Source organism: Burkholderia oklahomensis C6786, assembly GCF_000959365.1.
GTDB lineage: Bacteria > Pseudomonadota > Gammaproteobacteria > Burkholderiales > Burkholderiaceae > Burkholderia > Burkholderia oklahomensis.
Genome location: NZ_CP009555.1, coordinates 3,704,391 through 3,730,671 on the forward strand (window position 1 = coordinate 3,704,391; position 26,281 = coordinate 3,730,671).

A 26,281-nucleotide genomic window follows, 5' to 3' on the forward strand; every position below is an offset into this window, starting at 1 on the left:
CGATACAGAGCGCACGGGCGTCGCGATTGCGGTCGACTCAGTATTGACGTGCGACGATGGCTTCCGTGTTGCCTGCATCCGCAATGGATCTGAGCGGCGAGGCCGGGCGGCGGCTCGAGTCTGATTTCTAGAAAGACCTGGCGATGATCTTGATCATCGGCTTTGCGATCCCGCGATTTGGCGATTTGGCGGCTGAAATCGGTCGCGCTTCACGGTGCGCGTACCGGCGATCGCCGGCCGATGAGGCAATGCAGCCGATAGACGAAGCGGCGCCGGTGCGGCGGCGGATACCACGCGCCGGACGGATCGCCTCGATCTTGCCGCGTCGCCGAGCGCCTTCGCCGGGACAGACGGTTACGCGCCGGCGCCTTGCATGACCGGCGCCCAATGAAGCCACGCTAATCGGGCGCTGACGGAGCGCATCGAGTCGGCCGGCGCGCCGCGTGCTATTCGTCCATCAGTCGTACCTTTACCTTCTTGCCCTTTACCTTGCCTGCGCCGAGCTTGCGCAGCGCATCGCGCGCGATGCTGCGCTCGACCGCCACGTACGTCGAAAACTCGGTCACGTTGATCTTGCCGATCTGCGCACCGCTAAAGCCCGCTTCGCCCGTCAGCGCGCCCAGCACATCGCCGGGACGAATCTTCTCCTTGCGCCCGCCGAGAATCTGCAGCGTTTCCATCGGCGGCAACAGCGGGGCGTCGCTCTCGGCTTCGAGCTCGGCGAGCGGATGCCATTCGACATCGCGCTTTTGCGCCTGCTCGATGCTGCCGACGCGCCCCATCTCGTTCATGCTCGCGAGACTCAGCGCCCAGCCGTCCTGATCCGCGCGGCCCGTGCGCCCGATGCGATGCACGTGCACTTCGGGATCGGGTGTCACGTCGACATTGATCACCGCTTCGAGTTGCGCGATGTCGAGACCGCGCGCGGCCACGTCGGTCGCGACGAGCACCGAGCAACTGCGGTTCGCAAACTGGATCAGCACCTGGTCGCGTTCGCGCTGGTCGAGCTCGCCGTGCAGCGCGAGCGCATGAAAACCCTGCGCGCGCAGCACGTCGAGCAGATCCCGGCATTGTTGCTTCGTGTTGCAGAACGCAAGCGTGCTCACGGGACGATAGTGATTCAGCAGCATGCCGACCGCGTGCAGCCGCTCGTCTTCGGTCACTTCGTAAAAGCGCTGGCGAATCTTGCTGTCTTCGTGACGCTCTTCGAGTTTCACTTCCTTCGGATTGCGCAGAAATTGCTGGCTCAGCTTGGCGATGCCGTCCGGGTACGTTGCGGAGAACAGCAGCGTTTGACGCTCTTTCGGACACTGGCGCGCCACTGTCGCGATATCGTCGAAGAAGCCCATGTCGAGCATCCGGTCCGCTTCGTCGAGCACGAGCGTATTCAATGCGCCGAGCGCGAGGCTGCCGCGCTCCAGATGGTCCATGATGCGCCCCGGCGTGCCGACGACGATATGCGCGCCATGTTCGAGGCTCGCCGTCTGCGGACGCATCGGCGTGCCGCCGCATAGCGTCAGCACCTTGACGTTCTCCTCGGCGCGCGCGAGGCGGCGGATTTCCTGCGTGACCTGATCGGCGAGTTCACGCGTCGGACAGAGGACCATCGCTTGCACGTCGAAGCGGCGCGCGTCGAGCCGTGCGAGCAACGGGAGCGAGAATGCCGCTGTCTTGCCGCTCCCGGTCTTCGCCTGCGCGATCAGGTCGTGACCCGCGAGCGCAATCGGCAGGCTCGCCGCCTGGATCGGTGTCATGTCGACATAGCCGAGCTGCGTGAGATTGGCGAGCGTGGCGGGCGCGAGCGCAAGCGCGCTGAAAGGCGTGGCTGTCGGTTTGTTCGTCATGTCGTGGCGTCGGATTGGATGAACGGACGGCCTTCGAGCTGCTCGTAGACGATCGTGCCGTCGTCGGCGTCGAACCGCTCGACGTAGTTGCGCGCGCCGCACAGCGGGCAGCGGAACAGCAGTCCCTGGCCTTCGTCCTTGATGACGACGTCGGACTGCGCCCACTGCGTGCCGCAGCTCTGGTTTCTACAAGTAAACACGGTCATTCTCCCGCTGGATTCTGTTGCGCGCCTTCGCTGGTTCGAGTGAAGGCGCGTGCGTTGCGCGGCCACGGCGTGTGTGATCCGGATGAATGGGCGGATGCCACGCGGCCGTTCGCTTGATGTTTCGTCGAGGTGGATGATTGATCAGGCGGCGATGGAGGATCGCGCATGTCGTGATTTTAACGGATGCGCGAGACAGGACTGCCGGATGCGCCGCAGCGTCACTCCTGAAGCCGTCACGGGAGCGGCGACGGGATGAGCGGGGCGGCCGCCTACGCACGCTCCGTGCGCGGCGTCCTCTTTCGGTGGCTGATCGAGCGGCGCGGCTGGAGGGCGGCGAGGATTCGTGATTATGGTCGGCGGCGCATAAAGGGGTATGACCAGGATTCGTCATCGTGCTTGGTGGAGCGTGATCGCCAATCCCCGCCAAGCCTCTGTCATGGATGAAGCGCAGGTTCAGGGCGTCCAGCGATAAACGGTGATGCTGGAGCCCTTGACGTTGTTCTTCGTGACCACGTACTCGCCCGTCGATCGAAGGTATGCCCTGATGCCGTACATCGAATCGATGGCGCTGCTGGCGTCCACGGTACCGTTGCTGGTGTTGACGAGCGTGGCGTCGAGGTTGCCTGTCGCGAGATTGAAGGCGTCGATGTTCGGCCAGGCTTGCCCGCTGCTGCTGAACCAGTAGCCGACGAAGAGATGGCTGCCGGCCGCGTCAATCGACTTGGCGTCGCCGTGGGGGAGGTTGATCACCGGATTGGGCGCCGTGGTGTTGCCCGCGCTCCAGCCGTGATACACCTCGATCCGCGTGCCGATCGACGTCCAATCCGTACTCCCGGCGATGCCCTGTCCGAGAATCATGGTGTCGCTGTCCGCGAGGTAGACGATGCGCGTCAGCGGCTGAATGCTCTCGGGAATGCGGATAGGGATGCCGGGTCCCCATGTTGGCTTGCCGCTGGCGTCGAAGCCGGTCAGCGGGTAGTGGTAGATGTAGCCGGTCTTGTCCAGACCGGCCCACACGCCCCCCTTGCTGTCGATGCAGAATCCGCCTGTGACCCGCTGGGTCGTTTGGAACGCGGTGCCCGGAATCGATGCATCCGGAATGGCGATGTAGCCATTCGCCTTGTTGAAATGGAAAAAATAGAAGATCGGAGGGTTCTGGCCGGACGCCACGAGTATCCGGTTCGCGCCAATGGCGACGAGTTGCCCGAAATGCTCGTCGCGCTGGACGTCGTTCACGTCGATGCGCGGGTCCGACGGGTAGGCGAACGGATCGACGGTGTTCGCGACGAAGGTGCCCCCAGCGCTGCCGGTGTAGATGTTGGTGCCGCCATAGAACAAGGCGCCATCCGTGGCCGGGTCCGGGGCGGCGACGCCCTCGAAGTTGAGGGACTGAAGCGTCCACCGCAGGTTGCCGGCACTGCCATACGCGTGAATGTCGGTGCCGCCGTTGCGGCCGAGATCCCAGCCGCCGCCCCACGGGTTGTTGAGCACATAGAGGTTGCCGGCGTTGTCCTTGCCGATGCCGGTGACGCGGGTGAAGCGCTTTGCGCCGACCTGGCCTTTGATTCCCGTGGTGGTGTCGAGATAGCCGCCCTGAATGCCGAATGTACCGGCCGGCGTCGGCGTGCCCGAGAGCTTGTAGCGCTTGATGTTCATGTCGGGGCCCTCGTCCCCGACCATGAGCTGCCCCGATGACGCATCGAAATAGAGCGCCGACGGCTGCGACCCGCTGGGCATCCGGATGGTGTTCAGCAGGGCGCCGGTTGGACTGAACTCGACGATCGCGCCTGCACGCTTCTGTGCGACCCAGACGTTGCCTGCACCATCCAGGGCGAGCGCGCCCGGGCCCGAGACGTCGATGTCCCGCTGCCAGACACCGTCGGTGGTGAAGATCCGGACGCGATTGCCATAGAAGTCGCTCGCATAGAGCAGCGAGCCCGCCGTGGCGAGCCCGGTGACGACGTCGACCCGAGGCTGGTTGCTCGACGCACTGACCTGAATGAAAAGATCGCGAGTTCTGGTGGCGCGGTTGTATCGTCCCACCGCGCCGCTTCCGTACGTCCTGCTGGACTGCAGCGCCGCGAAGATCGACGTCGCGTTGCCCGTGATCGCGCCGCCCTGAAACTCGGCGTGCGTGCCGATCGAGCCGAGGCTCTTGCCGTTCTGGTAGATTGCGACGCCGCCCTCGTACTCGTCCCACATGGAGGCCGTATAGATGACGCCGTCGGGCGCGACCCACATGGAGCGCGCGGTGTTGCCCACGTGGGCGGCGAGGGTGCCATAGGTGTTCGCCAGCCAGTCCGTGGTGTTTTGCGCCTGACAGGCCGGCGCAATCGTGGCGATAGCCGAGGCGAGAAGCGCAGCATGAATTCGTTTTATTTCGACCATGACTGATGCTCTCCTGAATGTAGCGATCATTCACGTGAAGGGTCGGCCAGCCGGATTTCTTGAAATCCGTGATCGGTGAAATCTTCGTCGAGATCATCCAGCGTAGTCCGTATTACGTCCAGCGTGCCGTCGACAAGTGGCAGGACGAGAATGACCTCTTCGACTCGAAACGAACAGCCGGCGACCCGCGCCGGTGCGCCGCTCGCGCAGCACGTCCTCACTGCCACTACAAATCGCCGTGTATTTCCAAAGGCCAAGTCCCGCCGCAAGCGCGTACCACCGGCATGGGCGGCGCCCTCTGCGACGATCGAATCGTGCTCCGCTTTGCTGAAGGCTGTCACCGTGATGCCGGCCTTGGCCAGCGGATGGCCCTTGCGGAACAGGCGGACAGACGTATGGTTGCCTGACCGGCGACGAAGCTTTTTTTGCGATGGAGAACGAGACGCCAGTCACGGTCCGCGGCGCGTCGTTCTGGCTGATCGATTTTTCGAAATACCGACGGGCGGCCGCCTTGTCTCGGTGGGCGCGCAGCTGGAAATCAGCGGCGGTGTTGCCCGCCTTGTCGTCGGCCCGGTAGAGGTATTTCCAGACACCATTGACTGATGCGAACGATTTCAATATCGAAAAATTAATTTCAATTTTTTAAGTTTATGTATATCGAAATGGAGATTCAAATTCTTGTGAATCAATTTGATCGGGTCGAATTGATATTTATTTGTGGTTTCTTTGATTTGCATTGAATCTTTTAAATTCATGTGAAAATTACAGAATGGGCATTGAGGTTTGCGGCTTGAGCCTGGGAATGATGTGGACCTCAATTGAACAAGTGGATCGATTAATTAAAATGAATAGGAGTTTTCATCATGAAGAAAGTTATCGATAGAATCCGCGCAAAAAAGAAACCCTTGCCGATCATCCGTTCTTCCCGCAACTCGCCAACGTCACGGTTCCGGAAATCAAGGAATTGATGCGGACATGGGCGCCGCTTCTGATTCATTTTGCGATGACGTTCAGGGACATCAACCGGATGTACTACCATTACAAGAAGCCGGCGGACAAGCTGCAACGGGCAATCAACGAGCATGTCGACGTCGATAGCTCGCATTGGCAATTGATGGTGGCCGATCTCAAGACCCTGGATACGAATGACAAGGCCTCCGATTGCGAAAGCGCGATCAAACTGATCTGGGACGATACCGGCGAACCGGTTCGCGAATACATGTATTCGGTCATGGCTCGCGCGCGGCGCTGCGGCGACTGCCCGCTGCTGAGAATGGCCGCGATGGAGGCCGGCGAAGCGACCTCGAAGATCTTCTTCACCACATCCAGCAGGATTGCGGCCGCTTACGAGGCGGATACGGGCGACAGGCTGCGTTATCTGGGGGCCGAGCACATCGACAGCGAGATGGATCACCCGATTGATTCGTCGGTTTTCCTCGAACAGCCGTTATCCAATGAAAAGCGGGCCGAGGCGATCTCGCTCGTCGACGAACATTTCAGCAGCTTCCGGGCATTCCTCGATTACAAATATGAAATCAACCGGCTCGCGCTGACCGATCGACATTTCGAACATTCGCCAGGCTGACGCAACCTCAAGTACCTGCGCGCACTCGCGCAAGCGTAGCCGTCGCCTGACTTTGTGCTGCAGCCTGCTGCATCATTGCCCTTGTTCCGCATCTGCACGTCGCTGGACAAGGCGAAAGCTCGCGGGCGGTACGGGGCTGGTACGCGGCCACGTCGCTCGAGCACGGCTGGTTACGCCTCAAGCGGCTCGAAGCCGACCGGTTCATCTGGCCGGACGGTGACGAAATGGTGTCGTTGAGCGTCGAGCAACCGCATTGGCTGCTCGACGGCATCGACCTCGCGGTGAGATCCAGAAGCATCCGCGGCGCTATTACGCGCGGATCGGCTGAACGCGCGGCGTACTGGCATGGTCTCATCGGCCATGCCAAACGATACCGTCACGCCGAGTGCCGAGGCGTATCCGGCCCTGATCGCTGCGCTCGCCGGACGTGGGGCTTTGCGTGGCGAACTGCGGCTCGTGACGGCCGAGCGCGATCTGGTGGACGCACGACTGCGCGCAACTAGAGGGCCGGCCGGCGCGCGTCGGCCGGTCCGTCGCACAGGTCGACGCTTGAGCGAGGCGAGGACGCGGCGCGGCGCGTGCAGCGACGCTGATCGAGCCAGCGCCGACGACCGGACGGAGTTCGCCGCGCCAACAACGCCGGTGTGCGAGCGCGAGCAGGGGGCAGTACGGCGCCTCGATAATCGGACCGGATTCCTTTGGCGGCCCCACCCGATCGTCCTGCGAGAACGTTGGGGCCGGCGGTGCTCTTGCCGCTGAGACATTCTCACGTGCGCCAATCGGCAAAACGCCTATAATAGACGGGCAAATTGCCATGGAGAGGATGATGACCACCATCGCATTCAAGCCGACCGGCGCCGCCGATCCTCGGCGCGCCGAATTCAGCGTGCTCGAACGCTTGCTGGAGGCCCGCGTCCGATCTGGCGCCGATCTGGCCGAGCTCGCCAGCGCGCGGGTCGGGGTCGGCGTGATTGACCGGTTGTCGGAGCTGGGACTGAAGAACGACGAATTGGCGTTCATCATTCCACGCCGCACGCTGACCCATCGCCGCCAGCATCATGAACGCTTATCGACCGACGAATCGGACAAGGCGATTCGACTCGCGAAGATCCTCGCGCAGGCGACCGCGACCTTCGGCTCGCCGGACAAGGCGATGACGTGGTTGCGCGAAGGTCTGACGCGTTTCGGTGGCAAGTCGGCACTCGACATGGCGAGTACCGAGCACGGCGCGCGCCTCGTCGAAGAGGCGTTGATTCAGATCGACGAAGGGTACTTTGCCTGATGCTGCTGTGGCGAATCAGTAACCATGCCGATTTGAAGGGCATCGGCGGGCTGCGCGCCGCGGGTCGATGGCACTACGCGGGCCAGCCCGTTGTCTACCTCGCCGAGCATCCAGCGCTGGCCTTGCTCGAGACGCTGGTGCATCTGGAGATTCGCAGCATTGACCAACTACCGGACGGCTATCAGCTGTTGCGGGTCGACGTTTCCGACGCGATGACAGTGGCGGAGATTGCCGAGGATGACGCGCCGACCGATTGGCGGGTGAATCCGAGCTGGACACGCGGCGCGGGCACGGAATGGCTGGGAACGCAACCGAGTGCACTGCTGCGCGTGCCGAGCGCAATCGTGCCCTTCGCGCACAACTACCTGCTCAATCCCGTTCATTCGGACGCGGCTGACGTGCGGATTGTCGAGGTCGTGCAAGCGCCGCATGATAGCCGCATCTTGAGGCTGCTCGCGGGAGGCTAGCTCCCCCGGTGTTCGGCTCGCATCATTAGGTCGCCGCCTCTTGCGGCCATTCTTCAGGAATCGATGCAGGAGGTTTGGTTCAGGATGCCTCAAGCAGATCACGCGCAACCCGCCGCCCGGCGCGCGGAAGCGTTCACCGCATCGCGGGCGGCCACTTCCATGTGATCGGCGAGCCGTTGAGCGTGGCGACGGGCGTCAAGGATCAAGGCGCTTGTTGAGCGATCGTTGGAACGATCGCCGCCACGTTGCTCAGCGAGCCGGCTCACGATTGAGCGCCGCATTGTTCGCGCGCATGCATCACGCACGACGTTTCGCCCGGCATATACATCACCACGACACAACGATTGCACGACGTGCAGCCCGACCGCGTCGCTCGGCGATCCGTGTTTGTCCCTTTGGCGCGTTCACACTATCGAAGAGCTTCGACGATCAAGGCGAAGTTGATAAAGGCGATGAACATCAAATCGAGTTTGTCAAAGCGCGAGAAGATGCGCCGAAAGCCCTTCAGGCGTCGGAACAGCCGTTCGACTTCGTTTCGACGCTTGTACATTTCGCGGTCGTATTCCCAAGGCTCAACGCGTGTATGCAACGGAGGAACAACCGGGATGAAGCCGAGGTCGAGTGCGAGTTGCCAGGTTTCGTTGCCTTCGTATGCCTTGTCCATCAGGAGGTGCCGTGGTCGGTTCGGTGGTCCCGGACTTTCGAGCAGTGTGCGCCCCGAAGGTGTCAGAAATCTTGTGTGCTGAGGTTGGTTAAAAATCTCGGCTGATGGCGATGGTGAACCGCTCGCCGAACAGAATGGCGAACGGATTGACCACCTGCCGCCAAGTGATGGGTGGCATCTTCCAGTCCTTTTCGATATTGCGCAAGGCCGGATACAGCAGTTTGCTGGCGGCTTCGTCGCTCGGGAAGCGGCCGCGATCCTTGACGATTTTGCGCCACTACATGTGCATGCTCTCGATGGCGTTGGTGTACACGACCCGTCGAATCTCCGGCGGAAACACGAAGAACGGAATGTCATGCTCCCACGCGCGTTGCCACGATTGCACGATCGTCGGGTACTGCACCACAGGAACCTTCAGAGAAGTCTTGCAGCGCCTGCCTTGCTGGCGGCCGCGGCGCCTGCGCAATCGCCTTGCGGTCCTTCCAGCCGGCATATTCCAGGCTGTTGCGGATCAGATGCACGATGCAGGTCTGCACGATCGTGCGAGGGTAGGCAGTGCTGATGGCCTCAGTCAGTCCCTTCAGGCCGTCGACGACGGCGATCAGGATGTCCTGGCAGCCGCGCGTCTTGAGCTCGTTGAACACCTTGTGCCGTCTGCTGATTCGGATTCCTGGGCATCCCGGAAAAGATTATTCGCAATATCCTGAAAACATGAATGTCCTTGACGATTTGATTGGCGGAAAAAGCCGGCGCGGCACAGGAATTTTCGTTGCATGGCCAATCATTTTCACTGGAAATGCGATCCGTTATTACGGGACGTCGCATAGAGGCATGCGGCAGTTTTGGATGACACAATTCGCAAATAATATGAACAATTGAGTTCGATGGACGGCAATGCATTCGTTCCGGAGACGTCGCGCATGCACGGTTGAATCTTCGCTGCGTCGTCGATTGGCAGGATGCTCTTTTTTGGGCGGGGGCACCGCACTCATCGGGTAGGTCGCGCGCACCTCGATCCCCAAGCCGGCGACGAGCTGACGCGTTCATTCGAATGCGGCGTTCCGTTGCGTACATTTCTTCGAACGGTCAATCAAATGCGCCATACCGGTGCGTCCGCATCGATCTTGTAAGCGCAAAGAAACGAAATTGAAATGAATATTCCAAATAGTGGATGAATTTCGATTCGCTAAAAAAGCTATCCGAAATCGCACCGCGTCAAAGCGGTTTTTGTCGAAGAATTTTATTTGTTGCAAATGGTGACACGATGAATGGCGGGATTTAGAATGCTTTCGCCTATCCATTGCGGACGGAGTCGAGATGAAAGCAAAAGGAATGCAATACGGCCTGACGGCCGTTCTGCTGTCGATGCTCTCAGGCGGCGCGGTTTATCCGCAGACCGCGACGACCGGCACCATCAATTTCACCGGCAGCATCACCGACGTGCCGTGCGAAATCGACACGGCCGCCACGAGCAGTATCGTGACGATGGCCAAGGTTTTCGCGAACGACTTCAGCGGAGTGGGATCGACCACCGGCACGACGGCATTCAAGATCGTCCTCAAGAATTGCGGCGCATCGACGACCGGCGCGACGGTGCTCTTCACGGGCACGACTGACAGCGCCAATCCCGCGGCGCTCCAGACGACCGCGGGCGGGGCGGGAGGGGTTGCGTTGCAGCTCGTCGACGACTCCGGCACGCCGATCAGTATCGGCTCGAGCAGCAAGGCATACACGATTGCCGAGGGCGACAACACTTTCAATTTTGCGGCGCGCTATATCGCGACGTCCGCGACCGTGACGGGCGGCGTGGCCAATGCCACGGCGGTATTCGCGCTGACGTACAAGTAGCGGGCGCCGAATCGTTCCCGCATGCGGGCAAGTGAGGATGCAAAACCGGATTCTTTGACGCGGCCCCGAGCCGCGGCTTTCCCTGGGAGAAACGAAACATGCGCCTGCCTACCGTTTGTCATGCCGCTTTTACCGCCGTCCTCGCCCTGTGCGGCGCCGCAGCCCACGCAGGTATCCAGGTAGGCGGTACGCGGGTGGTCTTCGATGCGAAAGTCGATGTGCGCGATGCATCGGTTGCCGTGCGCAACAAGGGCGAGACGCCGTACGTGATCCAGATTTTCGTCGACGACGGAAACGGCAACACCCGCCGCATGCCGTTTACGGTGACGCCGCCGCTTTTTCGGCTGGACGGCGGCAAGGAGCAGCGCGTCAGCGTGCGCTACGTGAAGCGGGGCGCCGGGTTGCCGCAGGACGTCGAATCCGTTTATTGGATCAACGTCAAGGAGATTCCGCCCACCGAGAGGCACAAGGCGGACATCAACACGCTCAAGATTGCCGTCCTCACGCGCATCAAGCTCTTTTACCGGCCGACAGGCCTCGCCGGCAGTGCGGCCGACGCGCCGTCGCGGCTCAAATGGTCCGTCGTGCCGAACCCGATCGGGCAAGGCGTGGCGCTGAAGGTCAGCAACCCGAGCGCGTACCACGTGACCTTTTCGACGATCGAGATTCAGGCCGCGCAGAACGCGAGCATCAACGCCGACATGGTGAATCCGAAAGGCGAACTGATCGTTCCCATTCCGCCGAAGGCAGTTTCGCAGGTCGGCCCCGTCAAATTCAGCTATACCACCATCAACGATTACGGCGCCGTCACGCCGGCGACGGAAGTGACGGCCCAACCGGCCGGTTCGACCGGGGCTGCGCCGCAGTAGGGCGCGATGATTCGGCATCGTGTCGCCGATGTCGGCCTTTCGCGCATACGAGTGACCATGCTGGCCGCCGCGCTGACGGCGCTTTCGGCGACCGCTCGCGGCCAACAGACGCTGGAGTTCGATCCCGCCTTTCTCGAGTTGGGCGGCGGCCAGGGCGGCGCCGATCTTTCCGTGTACGCGACATCGAACCGTGTGCTGCCCGGCGTCTATCCGGTGTCGGTCTTCGTCAACGGCGAGGCGATCGATCGGCGTGACATCACGTTCGTGTCCGAAGGCGCACGCGAAGGGCGGGAGGACGCGACCCCCTGCCTGACCGCCCGGATGTTCGACGAATGGGGTGTCGACATCGCCGCGTTTGCGAAGCTTGCGCAAGCCGGCGAAAACGCATGCGTCGACATCGCCGACAGCGTTCCCCACGCCCAAACCGAGTTCGACAGCCATCAACTGCGGTTGAACGTAACGGTGCCCCAGGCCGCGTTGAAGCGGCGCGCGCGCGGTGCGGTGGACCCGGCGCGCTGGGATCAGGGTATCGACGCCGCGCTGCTCGACTATCAACTGAGCGCCGCCCAGTACGCGGGCGGCAATTTCGCGTCCGCCAATTCGCGCACGACGTTGTACGCGGGGTTGCGCGGCGGCATCAACCTGGGCGCCTGGCGGCTGTCGCACACGTCGTCGTTTCTGCGCGGGCTCGACGGCAGGAATCGTTTTCAGATCGTCAATACGTTCGTCCAGCGCGACATCGCCGGTTGGAACAGCCGCCTGACGGCCGGGGAAGGCACCACGCCCGCGAACATTTTTGACGGTTTTCAGTTTCTCGGCGTGCAGCTCAATACCGACGAGACCATGCTGCCCGACAGTCTGCAGGGCTACGCGCCTACCGTGCACGGCGTCGCGCAGACCAATGCGCAGGTGACGATCAAGCAGAATGGTTTCGTCATCTATAGCGCCTACGTGCCTCCCGGGCCGTTCACGATCGACGATCTTTATCCGACGTCGTCGTCGGGCAATCTGGAGGTGACGATTACCGAGGCCGACGGGCACGTCACGACATTCACGCAACCGTATTCCGCCGTGCCGATGTTGATGCGCGACGGTTCGTGGCGATATAACGTCACGGCGGGCCAATATCGCGACGGCATCTCAAGCTCGCATCCGAGCTTTGCGATGGCGACGGTCGCACGCGGGCTGGCGGGCGAATTCTCGTTGTATGGCGGTTTCATCGGGGCCGGCATGTATCAATCGGTGCTCGTCGGAATCGGCAAGAACCTGGGCAACATCGGCGCGGTATCGCTTGATGTGACGCACGCGCGCAGCGCGGTTGATCTGGCCGACAGCAACACGGTATCGGGGCATGCCTTTCGCGTGCTTTATGCGAAGGCCGTGGGCAGTTGGGGCACCGATTTCCGGTTGCTCGCATACCGCTACTCCACCGCCGGCTATCGAAGCTTCGCCGATGCGGTGCAATTGCGCGACGGCAGCGAGCCCGCCGCGCTGGGCGCAAAACGCCAGCGTCTCGAGGGCACGGTGAACCAGCGTCTCGGCCGCTTCGGCTCGATGTACGCGACCGTGGTCGTGCAGACCTACTGGGGCAGCGCGGCGCGCAGCACCGTGTATCAACTCGGGCACAGCGGGAATTGGGGGCGCGCGAGCTACGGACTCTATGCGGCCTACAGCAAAGGAAGCGGTGTGCCGTCGAGTTGGAATGTCTCGTTGTCGCTGTCGATGCCGCTGGAAGTGCTTTTCGGCGGCGCGCGCATGCGTGCGACGGCGGGCGGCAGCTCGAATGTCTCGTACTTCGTCAGCCGGAACAATGAGAACCATGTCAATCAGCAGATGACGATCGGCGGCAGCAACAGCGATCAGCGCTTGAACTACAGTGTGGGCGTCGCGCATTCCAGCCACTCGGACGTGAGCGGCTCGGTGTCGACCAGTTACCTCGCGCCGTTCGGCCGCTACGACGCGTCGATCGGCAGCGGCCGCGGGTACACGCAGGCCGCGTTCACGGCCGCCGGCGGCATGCTGTGGCACGGAGCCGGATTGTTGTTCACGCAGCCGCTCGGCGATACCGTGGCGGTGGTGGACGTGCCGAACGTGCGGGGCGTTCGCTTCGAAATGCACCCGGGCGTGAGCACGGATCGGGCGGGCGAAGCGGTGATTCCGCGTCTGAATCCATACCGGATCAACCGCATCGTCGTCGATCAGCGCCGGATGCCGCAGGACGTGGAGATCCGGAATCCGGTGAGCGAAGTCGTGCCGACCCGCGCGGCGGTCGTTCAAACGCACTTCGATTCCGTCGTCGGGCTTCGCGCGCTGTTCACGTTGACGCGCTTGGACGGCTCGTCTCCGCCGCAGGGCGCGACGGCCGAGAACGACGAGGGACAGGTGCTCGGCGTCGTCGGGATGGATGGCGAGACGTTCGTGGCGGGCTTGCCCGCCGCCGACGGGCATTTCGTCGTACGCTGGGGGGCTGCGCGACAGAATCGATGCCGGGTGAATTACGCGCTGCCCGGAAAAGCGGCGATTGGCGCGTACTCGGCCGTGGAGGCGACATGCGATTGAAACGCGAACGGCGCGCGCGACGCCTGGCCATATATACGGCGGCATGCGGCCTGTGGCTTGTCGCTGCCGCGCTGCCGGTTGGCGCGCGGGCGGCCACTTGCGAAGGCGACAAGACGCTTGTCACGCTTCCGGCCATCGCGGTGGCGGCCGATGCGCCGGTGGGAACGGTGTTGTGGAGTCGGAAAGGGATCGCCTTCAGCACCTATTGCACGTTGGGGTGGTTCGACACCAGCAACATTTATGTTTGGCGCGCCGACTTGAGCTCGACGCTCCAGCAATACGGGCTGACGTTCTGGTTGACTTACGGAGGGCAGGGCGGCAACACCGCCCAGCAAATCAAGGATCCGATGGTTGTCGACCTCGGCGGAAAGGCCGGTTATGCGAGCGGCTCCGTCGACCTGGAACTGAGGAAGACGGGCGTGACGCCGGCGCAAGGCGCCGTCAGCGCGGCGGACATCCCCGCGTTCTATCTCGATAGCAATACGAACTACAACAAAGGCTCGCACTACATCCGCGGGCTGACCAACATTTCGTTCGTTTCCTATACCTGCGACATCGATACGGGGTCGCGCAGCATGACCGTGCCGCTCGGCGACGTGCGCGTCGATCGCTTCAGTGGCATCGGCTCCACTTTCGCGGATCAGAATTTCAGTATCGGCATGACATGCACGCAGCCGGCCGGCACGTACGATGTCGCGCTGACGTTTTCCGCGACGGCGGACAGTTCCGGCGCACCGGGCGTGCTCGCGATCACGCAGGGGGCGTCTCCCGCGTCCGGAGTCGGCATTCAGTTGCTGATGAACGGTTCGCCTGTGACTTTCGGCACCGTCCTCGACGCGGGCAGCGCGACCGCGGGCGCGACGCTGACGATTCCGATGACGGCACGCTATTATCAGACCGGCAGTGTCGTGACTCCGGGCGCGGCGAACGGCATCGCGACGTTCGCCATCAGCTACAAGTGACTCATGCCGGCGTAGCGGATGAATCCTCTCGCACGCTCATTCGCGCGCCACGCCCGTCCGTCGTCGCGCCGCCATATTCTTAGAACTTCGATATCCGAATAGATCGACCGCCGTTAATCTTACGGGCGCAACAGGAGCGTGCCGGCCTGAACGAACGTCGGCGCGCATAGGTCTTCAACCGATCGATGCGCGCCCATCGCATGCTTGCGCGTTGACCGATCGCTCGTCCGTCGAAAACGTCGATATGCCATCGCGTCGTTTCGGACGCCTTCAACGATGCGCTTTCAGCTCGCCGCGCACACACCGTCATCGGCCATTTGCGCGAGCATGAATGGCAGGCGGATCGCTTCGTCATGAACGGCTTCGGTAAATGGAACCCGGCGGCATCGAATGCGGCGTGTCGAAATCGTTCTGGAGCGGGAATCACAGGGAACGCAGAGGCTTGCGCTGTCTTGCACGATGCTTCGCCGCGAATGGGAATTCGTCGGGCGGCGTCGTGCATCGGGCGTTTTCGCCAGGTTTAACGGGCGGCGCGTTTTCCGTGGCGTCGCCATGCCGCCGCCACTCGCGAAACCGATTGCGCCGCATCGGGCGCTCGAGGCGCGAGCCTTCAGCCGGATTGTCGTCTCACCGGTTCTCTCTCTTCTGCACGTTTGCTCGCGCCGCTTGTGCGGCCGTTCGTCGATTGGCGCGCGTGGGAATCCTCCGGCGTCGCCGATGCGAAATGCGGCGCGAGGGAGGCGCAACTGCATGGTTCCGTGCGTCGCGATGCAGCCAGAGATGCCGGAAGAATGATCTTCGCTTATCGAGGGTCGCATGCCGAAGCAATATTTCGCTATGCAAATGGATGTCCGATGCGGCGACACGTCGCACGAGAATGCTTGCGCTCTGCGCATTTAGCCGAACGGCAGTTCATTTCGAAGTATTGAGATGTATCCGGAAGACGCTCCTCTGTATCTTGATGATCAGAATCGGTGGTTCGGAGCGGACGTATCCCGATAGTGCGAGCGCTCGGGGTTCAATCCACAGCTTCGATTGATTTCATATTCGCCGCGTATTCAAGCGACAAGTCGCATGCCCAAATCGGCGTTCTCTGGTTCTTTTATTCATATAGCAGTCCGAAATTAATATCGTGAGGGGTAACTTATGAACAAGATTTTCAAATCGATCTGGTGCGAAGAGACGCATACGTGGGTTGCGGCGTCGGAGCACGCAGTGGCGCGCGGTGGCCGCGCGTCGAGCGTCGTGGAATCCGCTGGCGGATTGAAGAAGGTGCTCAAGCTGTCGCTTCTGGGCGCGGCATCGCTGATTGCGATGGGCGTGGTCGGGCCATTTGCCGGCGAGGCAATGGCGGCGAATAACGCCGGTCTGTGCTTGACGTACAACGGTAGTAGCAACAATACGTCAGGTACTGGCGGCTGGTTCGCTAATGGTTGTAATTCGGCCGGTTGGGCGCAGGGCATGGTTACGGACAGCAAGACGGATTGGGTCGGGCTGACCGCGGACGACACGCAGATCGTTCTCGACGGCAGTGCGGGCAGCATTTATTTCCGGACGGGCGGCATAAACGGCAACGTGTTGACGATGTCGAATGCGACCGGCGGCGTATTGCTCAGTGGCCTCGCGGCCGGCGTCAATTCGACCGATGCAGTCAACATGTCTCAGTTGACCTCGCTGTCGACTTCGACGGCAACCAGCATCACCTCGCTGTCGACTTCGACGGCAACCAGCATCGCTTCGCTTTCGACGAGCATGCTTTCGCTTGGCGTGGGCGTCGTGACGCAAGATGCCTCGACCGGCGCGATCAGCGTCGGCGCCAATTCGCCGGGCCTGACGGTGGATTTCGCGGGTGGCCAGGGCGCGCGCACGCTGACGGGCGTCGCCGCTGGCGTCAACGATACGGACGCAGTCAATGTCGGCCAGTTGACGTCGCTGTCGACGAGCGCGTCGACGGGGCTCGCCACTGCGGATAGCGGCATTGCGTCGTTGTCCACGTCGCTGCTCGGCACCGCGGACAACGTGACGTCGCTGTCGACGAGCCTCAGCGCGGTCAACGCGAATCTGGCCGGCCTGCAGACGTCGATGGACAACGTCGTGTCATACGACGATTCGTCGAAGTCCACGATCACCCTCGGCGGCGTGGGCGTCACGACGCCTGTCCTGCTGACGAACGTGGCCGCAGGGAAGATTGCCGCGACCAGCACGGATGCAGTGAACGGTTCGCAGCTTTACACGCTCCAGCAAGAATTCTCGCAGCAGTACGATCTGCTGACGTCGCAAGTGTCGTCGCTCAGTACCTCGGTGTCGGATCTTCAAGGCAGCGCCTCGGCAAATACGGGAACCGCGTCGGGCGACAACAGCACGGCGAGCGGCGACAACGCGACCGCGTCAGGCACGAACAGCACGGCCAACGGGACGAACGCGACCGCGTCGGGTGAGAACAGCACGGCGAGCGGCACGAACGCGTCGGCGACCGGTGAGAACAGCACGGCGACGGGCACGGACTCGGCCGCATCGGGTAGCAATAGCACGGCCAATGGGACAAACGCGACCGCGTCGGGCGACAACAGCACGGCGAGCGGCACGAACGCGTCGGCGACCGGTGAGAACAGCACGGCGACGGGCACGGACTCGGCCGCATCGGGCAGCAACAGCACGGCCAATGGCACGAACGCGACCGCGTCGGGTGAGAACAGCACGGCGAGCGGCACGAACGCGTCGGCGACCGGTGAGAACAGCACGGCGACGGGCACGGATTCGACCGCATCGGGCAGCAACAGCACGGCCAATGGCACGAACGCGACTGCGTCGGGCGATAACAGCACGGCGAGCGGCACGAACGCATCGGCGACCGGTGAAAACAGCACGGCGACGGGCACGGATTCGACCGCATCGGGCAGCAACAGCACGGCCAATGGCACGAACGCGACTGCGTCGGGCGATAACAGCACGGCGAGCGGCACGAACGCATCGGCGGCCGGAGAGAACAGCACGGCGACGGGCACGGACTCGGCCGCATCGGGCAGCAACAGCACGGCCAATGGCACGAACGCGACTGCGTCGGGCGATAACAGCACGGCGAGCGGCACGAACGCATCGGCGACCGGTGAAAACAGCACGGCGACGGGCACGGATTCGACCGCATCGGGCAACAACAGCACGGCGAACGGCGCGAACTCGAACGCATCCGGCGCGGGTGCGACGGCAACGGGCGAAAACGCCGCAGCCACGGGCGCGGGTGCGACGGCGACGGGCAACAACGCATCCGCATCGGGCGCGAGCAGCACGGCCGGCGGTGCGAATGCAATCGCGTCGGGCGACAACAGCACGGCGAACGGCGCGAACTCGACTGCATCCGGCAGCGGCAGCTCGGCGTTCGGTGAGAACGCGGCGGCAGCCGGCGACGGCAGCACGGCCCTCGGCGTCAACACGGTCGCTTCGGGCACGACGAGCACGGCCGCCGGCGCGAACGCGTCCGCTACCGGCGATTCGAGCACGGCGCTGGGCGCAAACGCGGTCGCGTCGGGCACCGACAGCGTCGCAACGGGCGCCGGTTCGATCGCGTCCGGCGCGAACAGTTCGGCGTACGGTACGGGCTCGAACGCGACGGGCACGGGCAGTGTCGCCATCGGTCAGGGCGCGACGGCCACGGGATCGAACTCGGTCGCGCTTGGCACCGGTTCTGTTGCGTCGGAGGCCAACACGGTGTCGGTTGGTTCCGCAGGCAGCGAGCGCAGGATCACCAACGTCGCCGCCGGCGTCAATGAAACCGACGCCGTCAACGTCGGCCAGTTGAACGGCGCCGTGTCGGGCATCCAGAATCAGATGAACGGCATGCAAGGCCAGATCGATACGCTTGCACGCGACGCGTACTCCGGTATCGCGGCCGCGACCGCGTTGACGATGATTCCGGACGTGGATCCGGGCAAGACGCTGGCCGTGGGCATCGGAACGGCCAATTTCAAGGGCTACCAGGCGTCCGCGCTCGGCGCGACCGCACGTATCACCCAGAACCTCAAGGTGAAGACGGGCGTGAGCTACAGCGGCAGCAACTACGTGTGGGGCGCAGGCATGTCGTATCAGTGGTAACCGCGCGGTGATCCCGCGAGCCGGCGCGTGCCGCTCGGTTCGCGGGCCGTTTTCCGGGCCGTCGCATGCGTGCATGCGACGGCTTTTTTTACGACGTTCGTCGTTTCTTGTTTCCCGCGTCGAGCGAAGCCCGCCGTACGCTCAACCGGGCTCGCGCGGAACGAGCCTTTCGGGACGGCGCGGCATGCGCGATCGTGCGCACGGGCAAGAGGCCGTGGACTAGTGAAGGAATGGACGCATGCTTGAAATGCAGCAGTTGCGCGTGGGTATCTCGATTGATTCGCGCGCGCCGGATATCTGGCGGAACAGCGCGTATCAGAACGCGGTCTTTCTTGCGGCGGTCTGTCTGCGCATTCCCTTCGTATCCCTCATCGTGCTGATCGACGTCGCGGCGCATGCCGAGGCGACGTCGCTCGAAACGTCCGTTGCCGGAGCGCTTCGGATCGTGCCGGCGCGCGAAGCGTGCGATATGGTGGACATCGTCGTCGAGCTAGCGGGCGTGTTCGAACGTTCCTGGCTCGAATCGATGCGGGCGCGCGGCAAGAAGCTCGTGCTGTATCAGGCGGACCAACCTGATGTGCGACTCACGGAACCGCTGATCTTCGGTCGGGGCGGCGATAATCGCTGGGGCGTCCGGTTCGACGAGATCTGGATGCCGGACGGCGGCTGGGACAGCGCGTTTGCACCGATGCTACGAACCAAGCATCGGTGCGATGTATTCGACGTGCCGTTCGTCTGGCATTGCGAATTCGTGAGTCGGCGTGCGGAAGAGCTGCGACGTGACGGCCTGCGATACGGGCGCGCGGCGGATGCGCCCGCGGCCGGTCGCGGAGCGGCGGCGCGCGTCGCGATATTCGAGCCGAGTGCGTCGGTGCTCAGGAGCGGCATCATTCCGATGCTGATCTGCGACGCCGTCTATCGGCGCGATCGCTCGGCGATACGGCATATGCACGTGTTGAACGCCCAATACCTGACGAATCGTGTGACGATGCGCCGCCTCGCCGCTTCGCTCGACATCGTCAGGGACGGCGCCGCATCGTTTCACGGCTCGCATGGCGTCGTGAGCTTCATGCCGCGGTTCGCCGACATCGCAGTCGCACACGAACGGCGCAGCGCGCCCAACTACACATCGCTCGAGCTGCTGTACGGCGGCTATCCGCTGATTCACAACACGCAGCGGATGAAGCAGGGCGGTTATTACTATCCGGATGCCGACATCGAGGAAGGCGCGCGACTCGTCGGCCGAGCAATCGCGCACCATGCGCGATGCGCCGACGAATACGAATGCCGCTCTCGCGCGGTCTTCGCCGCGGTCGATCCGTTCCGCCGGGACAATCTCGCCGCGTATGCCGAGAGACTGGGACATTCGTGTGCGCGTTCCGGAGCGTCGAAGCGCGGTTGAACCAGGTCGTGCCGCATTCGCTTGCGTCTCGGAAATCGCGGAACGGCGTGCGATGCACGGCGCTTCAGCGCGGGCGGTCGCTCAGACAGCATGGTGTTTGCCGGAACTGCATTTTCATGGCGACGCTGCGCTCGCGCTCGCCGGTCGTCGCCGAAACCTGTCTTGCTGTCGCGGTTGCGGTCCGGACACGCGTATCGAGCGCGCGGAGCGCGTTCCCGCCGATTTCGGCGTTTCGGCATGACGCCGCCGGACATCACGGACGCGCTCGCGAATCCCGACGTCGCGATCGAGATGAGCGCGCGACTCGATCGTTCATCGCGAACGCTATCGTCGAACCCGTGTCGCTTCGTACGCAGCCTCGCGCCGGATCGCCAGTGCAATGCGCGCGCGTGGCCAAATGCAGTCGTTTCGATATGCAAATTTTCCGGAACGAGCGAGCGGAGCGGAACGTGCGCTGTCGCGCCTGCACGCGTGGCGCTCGCCGGCCGGTTCGGTGCAATCGAGCGTGCGTGCGCAATGCCCATGACACGCCAGCGGGTCGGCATCGACGCAACACATGGATCGCATTCGCACGTCGTGCCGTAGGCGTGTCGACCGGTCGATGCCCGAATCGACCGGATGGAATTCTAACTTCTTTGATGTTCGTCCGACGCGGGTTCGCATATAAATGGATATCGGCCGCAGTCAGGCCGCCCCGCGAAGCCTGGGCGACGCATCCGAGCAAGAAAATAGCGGCGTGCCGGTCCGGATGCGGACGTCGGGCGCCAACAAGATGTCAACGGTGGCGCGATCGTTCGGCGGCGAATGCCATTTCACCGCACACGCGCTCGAACAGTCGATCGTGAATCGTACTGCGTTCGGATTCCGAACGAGATGCCGCCATCGGGCGCGATCCCGGACGCGCGTTTTCTCGTGATGCGCTCGCCGGCCGCGTTCGCGCGGAAGCGTCCGGCCGGCGCTCGTCGATTTCCACTCGCGGCGTTTTTTCGGAACTCTATTATTCTCGCCGCCCGGCCGCGCGTCTATCTTCGTGAAAGGCCGGTGTGGAAATGCGTGAAATTTCAAATCACGTCGATTCTCGCTCGATTCGGCGAGCGGGCACTTTTTCTCTCTGGATTGGGAGCGTATTGGGCAATTGCGTCGCGCGGCTTTCGCGGCGGGGGCGATGGGAGATTGATTTGATGGAACACACGACGTCGATTGGATGGGCGGCTCGTTCGCGTGCGCGATCCGAGGACGCGTGCGATCGGATTTCTCAATGGATTCTCTTTCTGATGCCGATCGTTTTCGTCGCATTCTGCGCACTCCTGATTTCGCTCTGGTACGTCGATATTTTGACCGGATGGCTGATCGCGGCTTTCGCTCTGCTCATTGAAGCCATGTTGATCGGCATCGGGTTTTTCGTCTTCGTGATGATGCGGATATCGCGCCGGCGGCGGCGCGAGCGCGATGCGAGGACGGCCTTGTGCTACGCGAATCAGCCGGACGATACCGATTTACCGTTTCCGGTGGGATTCGACGGCGTGAAGACGGTTCATTGCATGTTTAGATCAGGGCAGGTCGGTGCGTTTCGGGTAAGCTGTTACAACACGAATTGCCCGTTTATGCATGGAGCAGAGGAAACCGAACGATTGCCCAGGCAAGCGGAGCAAGCGCATGCATGCGAAGTGCCATCGTATGAAAAATGAAAGCATATTGAAAATATGAATATGCAATGGATGCGCTTGTGATTCGAAGTCGATTCGCGGCATAGCGAGGCGAACCGAACAAGCGCCGGCGCCGTTGCATTCGAGCGAATCGTGCTCGCAAAGCATATGCAGGAACACAGGCAATCGTTATCGTTTTGCATGGAATGCGCATGAGCGCGCGCCGGACATCATTCGCGCGGCACGGATGCGCTTTCCGCTTTTTTTTTCGGAGCCGCCATGTCCAACGTTGCCCTGCATACAAGAAGAGTCGTCGTGGCTGACGATCATCCGATCGTCCTCCGTGCGGTGACGGACTACGTCAATTCGCTGGCGGGTTTTCACGTCGTGGCGTCGGTTTCGTCGGGAGACGCGCTGCTGTCCGCGATGCGGGAACAGGAGGCCAATCTCGTCGTGACCGATTTCACGATGCATCAGGCGAATGACGACAAGGACGGCTTGCGCTTGATCTCGCATCTGATGAGGGCGTACGAGCGCACGCCGATCATCGTGTTCACGATGCTGACCAATAGCGGCGTGATCAGCCAGCTGTGCCGCATGGGCGTGGCGGGGCTCGTCGGCAAGGAAGAAGAGATCGCCGAGCTCGGGCGCGTGTGCCTGAGCGTGGCGCGCGGCGTCGGCCAATCGTTGTCGCCCGGCATGGCCCACCGGCTTGCCGCCGTCGGCAGCATCAGGCCCGGCGAAGCGGCATTCAATGCGTTGACGCCGAAGGAGCTGGAGGTCGTGCGGCTGTTTACGGGCGGCATGTCGCTCACGGACATCGCCCGGACGCTGAATCGCTCGCTGGGGACCGTGTCGACGCAGAAGCGCTCGGCAATGCGCAAGCTTCACGTGGACACCAACGTCGATCTCATCAACTGCGCCCGCGAGCAAGGACTGCTCTGATGCAAGGACTTCTGCAAAAGCTCGACGGGTCGCCGCTGAGGAAGTTTTATTCTCTCGAATCGAATCTGAAGCGCGAGCGGCGGGTCTTCACGATCGTCATCATGCTGCTCGTCTCGGCGGCCCTCAGCATCGCGGCCATGACCGTCACCGGATTGTTTCAGACCGCTTTCCGGCAGGAGGAGCAATCCGCGCGCATCCACGAGAAGGAAGTAGTCGACGTGTTCCTGCAGCGCCGCATGATGTTGACGACGGCGAGTCTCGTGCTGCAACTTCGGATGAACGGCGCGCCTTCGGCGCTGAACGCGCCAGCGCCGAACGCATGCACGCCGATGGCCCATAACATCCGCGACGATGCGATCCTGCGCGAGAGCTGCGATTACACGGTGCAGTTGCTGGCCAACTCGGGGCAGACGCCGAGCGTCGAAATGGTGACGGTTGACGGTGCAGTCGGCTATGGATATCTGTTTCCGACGGGCGACCTGAGCGCGCTGCGCTCCAGCACGCCGTCCGAACTCGTGTCGGCCGTGCTCGAGCGCTACAGCAAGCGCGGCCTGGACCCGCTGGAGGCCGCGCGCAAGAAGCGGATCCTCTGGTTCGTGGTCGGCAGCGGCGGGCGCGGCGAAGAGCTGCATATGATCGGCGTGTCCGTCGTGTTCAAGGACGACCGGCTCTACGCGCTCGTCTTGACGAGCGTGGATCTTCACAGCCTCGTTTCGCCGATCGAACGCGCGGGCCGCGTGCAGCAGCCGGTCGTCGTGGATTCGGAGGGCGTGCCGCTCGTGAACGCGGACGACGCGGAAACGGTCCGGAAGGTCGACGAGCGGCTCGCCGGAAAACAGGATGGCCTGTATCACTGGATTCCCGGCTTCGGATGGGCCCTTCGCCGTCCCGCGCCGTTCTCCGGTTTCGGGCACATGACGTATCTGCTTCCGCTCGATCTGCAGTTGCGGTCGATGCGGTACGAGCTGAGCCTCGTCGGCGGCGCGACGCTCCTGCTGATCGTGTTGCTGTTCGTCGCGTTCCGGTACTGGAATTACCGGTTCTTGACGCGCATCTACGAGGAAGCGTCGCGCGCGCTCGAAAGCGAAATGCTTAACCATCTGCTGGTTCATGCGACGCCGGTCGGGTTGTGCATCGTGCGGCGGACGACACTGGAGATCGTCGTCGCCAACCCGATCGCGCGCACGATGCTCGGCTTGCGGCTGTCGGACCGGCACCTGCCGCAGGAATTGCAGAGCGCGTTCGAATCGTCGCTGGCCGCGCAGGACACCCAGTCGGACGACGCGCGCATTTTCCAGTTCCCGTTCACGCTGTCGCGCGCAGGGCATGCCGCGGTCCACATCGAAATCACGTACGCGCCCGCGACGCTGAACACGCAGGAGGTGTTCTTTTGCGCGATCACGGACATGACGGCGCACCACCAGGCGGAGATCCTGCTGCGCGAGGCGAAGCTGACGAGCGACGCGGCGGCCAAGGCGAAGGTGGCGTTCTTCGCATCGATGAGTCATGAAATCCGCACGCCGCTGTCGTCGCTCGTGGGCAACATCGAGCTGATCGCGCGCGGGCCGCTCGCGCCCGAGCAGCAGGCGCGCGTGAAGGCGATGGAGACGTCGGCGCGCGGATTGATGCAGATCGTCAACGACGTCCTCGACTTCTCGAAGATCGACGTCGGCGAGCTGAGCCTCATGGAGGAGTGGTCGAACATCGCCGATCTGCTCGACCGGCTCGCGCTCTCGCACGCGCCGCTCGCGACACAGCAGGGATTGAAGTTCTACATAGTGTTCGATCGCAGCCTGCCCGCGCGACTCTACTTCGATCCGATCCGGGTCTCGCAGATCGTGAACAATCTGCTGAGCAACGCGCTGAAGTTCACTCCGTCCGGCAAGATCGTGCTGCGCGCTGGCTGGCATGCCGGCGCGCTCGAAATCAGCGTGACGGATTCCGGCATCGGCATCCCCGACGACCTGAAGCACCGCCTCTTCCTGCCCTTTACGCAGGGGGACAGCAACCGGCTGAGGCAGGCGCGCGGCACCGGCCTCGGATTATCGATCTGCGCGCGTCTGTGCGAGCTGATGAAAGGGCGCATCGATCTGGAAAGCACCGTCGGCGTGGGAACCCGGATCGCAGTGGCATTGCCGCTCGGCGTGTCGGAGGCCGATCCGAGCGATGCATACTGGACGCTTCCCTATCGGCGCGTCGCCGTGCTCGGCCGCGCGCAGGAAAATCTCGAGTGGCTGACCAACCTGTTCGACCCGGCCGTCACGGCCGTGACGGCTTTCTCGCGTCCGGCCGATCCGATCGACGCGCACGCGCACGACTTCCTGATGGTCACGGATGAATTCGCGCCGGCCGAGGTGCTGCCGTGGTGGAAAAGGCCGGACTCGATCGCGTGGGTCGGACAGACCGGCCCGCTCGTGCCGAGACGACGCGACGACGGCGGAGTGGAAATCAGCATGTATAGCCTCGCGGGGCTGAAATCCGCGACGCACATGCTCGGGGCCGGCCGCACGGCGCTCGTCGACGCGGGGCGCGAGCCGCCAGGGGCCGAGGCGGGAATGACGGTGTTGATCGCCGAGGACAATCTGCTCAACCGCAGCCTGCTGCTCGATCAGCTGACGACGCTGGGTGTGCGGGTCATCGAGGCGAAGAACGGCGAGGAGGCGCTCGCGTTGCTGTCGAAGGAGCCCGTGGACGTCGTGATGACCGACATCGACATGCCGATGATGGACGGTTTCCAGTTGCTCGCCGAAATGAGGCGGCTCGGCATGACGATGCCGGTGTACGCGGTGAGCGCGAGCGCGCGGCCGGAAGATGTGGCGGAAGGCCGGGCGCGCGGCTTTACGGACTATCTCGCGAAGCCGGTTTCGCTCGAGCGGCTCGAGACGGTCGTTCGCGCATGTTACAGCGCGCCGGCGGGCGCGCGCGCCGAAGAAGACGCGCAGGACGAACTGCCGGAGCTTCCCGACGTGCCGGCCGCCTACGCGCGTGCGTTCGCCGCGCAAGCCGGCGGGGAAATTGCGGAATTCGACGCGATCCTGCGCGAACGCGCGCTGCCGAAACTGAGGCGATGGCTGCACGGCGTATCGGGCGGCATCGCGGTCCTCGGGCCTTCCGCGCTGCATGAGCAATGTCAGGAGCTTCGGACCTACGCGCGCGAATCCGGCGAATGGAGTCGCGAGATTGAACTGCAGGCGCTGGCCATTCGGGACGCGCTCGAGCGGATGGTCGCGGCGCTGACGAGCGCGTGATCGTCGCAGGCGCAGGTATGCCGGATCGGGTCGCTGCCCGTCCGGGATGACGCGGCGCGGGATTCCGCGCGGCGTCGCGCGCTCCGACTCGGATTCGAAGATTTGTGATTCTCCCCACCCGCGACTTGATTTAACGTTTCCTGACGATTGGCGGGGCGATTGGACCGGCGAGCGTCGGCGTCGTGCGGCGAGGCCGTCTTCCGGCGGTCGCCAAGCCGAGACGAACGATGCTGCGACGGCAGCGTCTTTGGGAGAGCGATATGGAAGCGGGCATCAC

At 63.1% G+C, this 26,281-nt stretch carries 17 protein-coding genes and 3 pseudogenes; 14 read left to right on the forward strand and 6 right to left on the reverse strand.

Annotation, left to right across the window (positions count from 1 at the left end):
* Positions 1 to 446: 446 nt before the first annotated feature.
* The 3 genes from dbpA to BG90_RS16520 all read right to left on the reverse strand — a co-directional run bounded on the left by dbpA (position 447) and on the right by BG90_RS16520 (position 4,438).
* Positions 447 to 1,844 carry an ATP-dependent RNA helicase DbpA gene (gene dbpA, locus BG90_RS16510; protein WP_010121930.1) on the reverse strand — a complete coding sequence of 466 codons (1,398 nt, stop codon included), beginning with the start codon at positions 1,842 to 1,844 and terminating at the stop codon, positions 447 to 449.
* Positions 1,841 to 2,044, reverse strand: coding sequence for a hypothetical protein (locus BG90_RS16515; protein ID WP_025990504.1), 204 nt, complete (start codon positions 2,042 to 2,044; stop codon positions 1,841 to 1,843). Before BG90_RS16515 ends, dbpA begins: the two co-directional genes overlap by 4 nt.
* A 459-nt stretch (positions 2,045 to 2,503) precedes the next feature.
* A complete protein-coding gene (locus BG90_RS16520) occupies positions 2,504 to 4,438 on the reverse strand; it encodes an SMP-30/gluconolactonase/LRE family protein (protein WP_010121932.1) in 1,935 nt (644 codons plus the stop codon).
* A 59-nt stretch (positions 4,439 to 4,497) separates the two neighbouring features.
* Between BG90_RS16520 and BG90_RS37370 the strand changes: the two genes are divergently transcribed.
* On the forward strand, positions 4,498 to 4,845 hold the full coding sequence (locus BG90_RS37370; protein WP_025990505.1) for a hypothetical protein: 348 nt from the start codon (positions 4,498 to 4,500) through the stop codon (positions 4,843 to 4,845).
* Positions 4,846 to 4,885: 40 nt separating this feature from the next.
* Here BG90_RS37370 and BG90_RS37375 read toward each other — a convergent pair.
* Positions 4,886 to 5,038 (reverse strand): annotated as a pseudogene (locus BG90_RS37375) (DDE-type integrase/transposase/recombinase); the annotation flags it as partial.
* A gap of 364 nt (positions 5,039 to 5,402) precedes the next feature.
* On the opposite strand from BG90_RS37375, the gene BG90_RS16530 reads away from it, so the two are divergent.
* The 4 genes from BG90_RS16530 (at position 5,403) to BG90_RS16540 (ending at position 7,772) form a co-directional block, all read left to right on the forward strand.
* Positions 5,403 to 6,023 carry a hypothetical protein gene (locus BG90_RS16530; protein WP_025990506.1) on the forward strand — a complete coding sequence of 207 codons (621 nt, stop codon included), beginning with the start codon at positions 5,403 to 5,405 and terminating at the stop codon, positions 6,021 to 6,023.
* 203 nt (positions 6,024 to 6,226) lie between these two features.
* Positions 6,227 to 6,526: a hypothetical protein gene (locus BG90_RS38055; protein WP_414629724.1), complete on the forward strand. Its 300-nt coding sequence runs from the start codon at positions 6,227 to 6,229 to the stop codon at positions 6,524 to 6,526.
* 323 nt (positions 6,527 to 6,849) lie between these two features.
* Positions 6,850 to 7,305 (forward strand): type II RES/Xre toxin-antitoxin system antitoxin, encoded by a 456-nt coding sequence (gene parS, locus BG90_RS16535; protein ID WP_010111507.1) that lies wholly within the window; start codon positions 6,850 to 6,852, stop codon positions 7,303 to 7,305.
* A complete protein-coding gene (locus tag BG90_RS16540) occupies positions 7,302 to 7,772 on the forward strand; it encodes an RES family NAD+ phosphorylase (RefSeq protein ID WP_025990507.1) in 471 nt (156 codons plus the stop codon). Before parS ends, BG90_RS16540 begins: the two co-directional genes overlap by 4 nt.
* 409 nt (positions 7,773 to 8,181) lie before the next feature.
* On the opposite strand, the pseudogene BG90_RS16545 reads toward BG90_RS16540, so the two are convergent.
* Both BG90_RS16545 and BG90_RS33020 read right to left on the reverse strand, forming a co-directional pair.
* A pseudogene (locus BG90_RS16545) lies at positions 8,182 to 8,496 on the reverse strand (transposase); the annotation flags it as partial.
* A 28-nt stretch (positions 8,497 to 8,524) separates the two neighbouring features.
* A pseudogene (locus tag BG90_RS33020) lies at positions 8,525 to 9,083 on the reverse strand (transposase); the annotation flags it as partial.
* 670 nt (positions 9,084 to 9,753) lie between these two features.
* Between BG90_RS33020 and BG90_RS16555 the strand changes: the two are divergent.
* The 9 genes from BG90_RS16555 (at position 9,754) to BG90_RS16615 (ending at position 26,004) form a co-directional block, all read left to right on the forward strand.
* On the forward strand, positions 9,754 to 10,284 hold the full coding sequence (locus BG90_RS16555) for a fimbrial protein (RefSeq protein ID WP_025990508.1): 531 nt from the start codon (positions 9,754 to 9,756) through the stop codon (positions 10,282 to 10,284).
* A gap of 98 nt (positions 10,285 to 10,382) precedes the next feature.
* On the forward strand, positions 10,383 to 11,153 hold the full coding sequence (locus tag BG90_RS16560) for a fimbrial biogenesis chaperone (protein WP_025990509.1): 771 nt from the start codon (positions 10,383 to 10,385) through the stop codon (positions 11,151 to 11,153).
* A 57-nt stretch (positions 11,154 to 11,210) separates the two neighbouring features.
* Positions 11,211 to 13,712, forward strand: a complete 2,502-nt coding sequence (locus BG90_RS16565; RefSeq protein WP_010121947.1) for a fimbria/pilus outer membrane usher protein — start codon at positions 11,211 to 11,213, stop codon at positions 13,710 to 13,712.
* On the forward strand, positions 13,703 to 14,674 hold the full coding sequence (locus tag BG90_RS35215; RefSeq protein WP_025990510.1) for a fimbrial protein: 972 nt from the start codon (positions 13,703 to 13,705) through the stop codon (positions 14,672 to 14,674). Before BG90_RS16565 ends, BG90_RS35215 begins: the two co-directional genes overlap by 10 nt.
* Positions 14,675 to 15,820: 1,146 nt before the next feature.
* Positions 15,821 to 18,763 carry a trimeric autotransporter adhesin BpaC gene (bpaC, locus tag BG90_RS33045; RefSeq protein WP_082094613.1) on the forward strand — a complete coding sequence of 981 codons (2,943 nt, stop codon included), beginning with the start codon at positions 15,821 to 15,823 and terminating at the stop codon, positions 18,761 to 18,763.
* Between the two features lie 238 nt (positions 18,764 to 19,001).
* Positions 19,002 to 20,165: a DUF2827 family protein gene (locus tag BG90_RS16595; protein ID WP_232288876.1), complete on the forward strand. Its 1,164-nt coding sequence runs from the start codon at positions 19,002 to 19,004 to the stop codon at positions 20,163 to 20,165.
* A 1,274-nt stretch (positions 20,166 to 21,439) separates the two neighbouring features.
* Entirely contained in the window at positions 21,440 to 21,853 is a 414-nt protein-coding gene (locus BG90_RS16605; RefSeq protein ID WP_010115234.1) for a hypothetical protein, read from the forward strand.
* A 237-nt stretch (positions 21,854 to 22,090) separates the two neighbouring features.
* Positions 22,091 to 22,756, forward strand: coding sequence for a response regulator (locus tag BG90_RS16610; RefSeq protein ID WP_010115236.1), 666 nt, complete (start codon positions 22,091 to 22,093; stop codon positions 22,754 to 22,756).
* Positions 22,756 to 26,004 (forward strand): ATP-binding protein, encoded by a 3,249-nt coding sequence (locus tag BG90_RS16615; protein WP_010115238.1) that lies wholly within the window; start codon positions 22,756 to 22,758, stop codon positions 26,002 to 26,004. The genes BG90_RS16610 and BG90_RS16615 overlap by 1 nt, the downstream gene beginning before the upstream one ends.
* Positions 26,005 to 26,281: the final 277 nt, after the last annotated feature.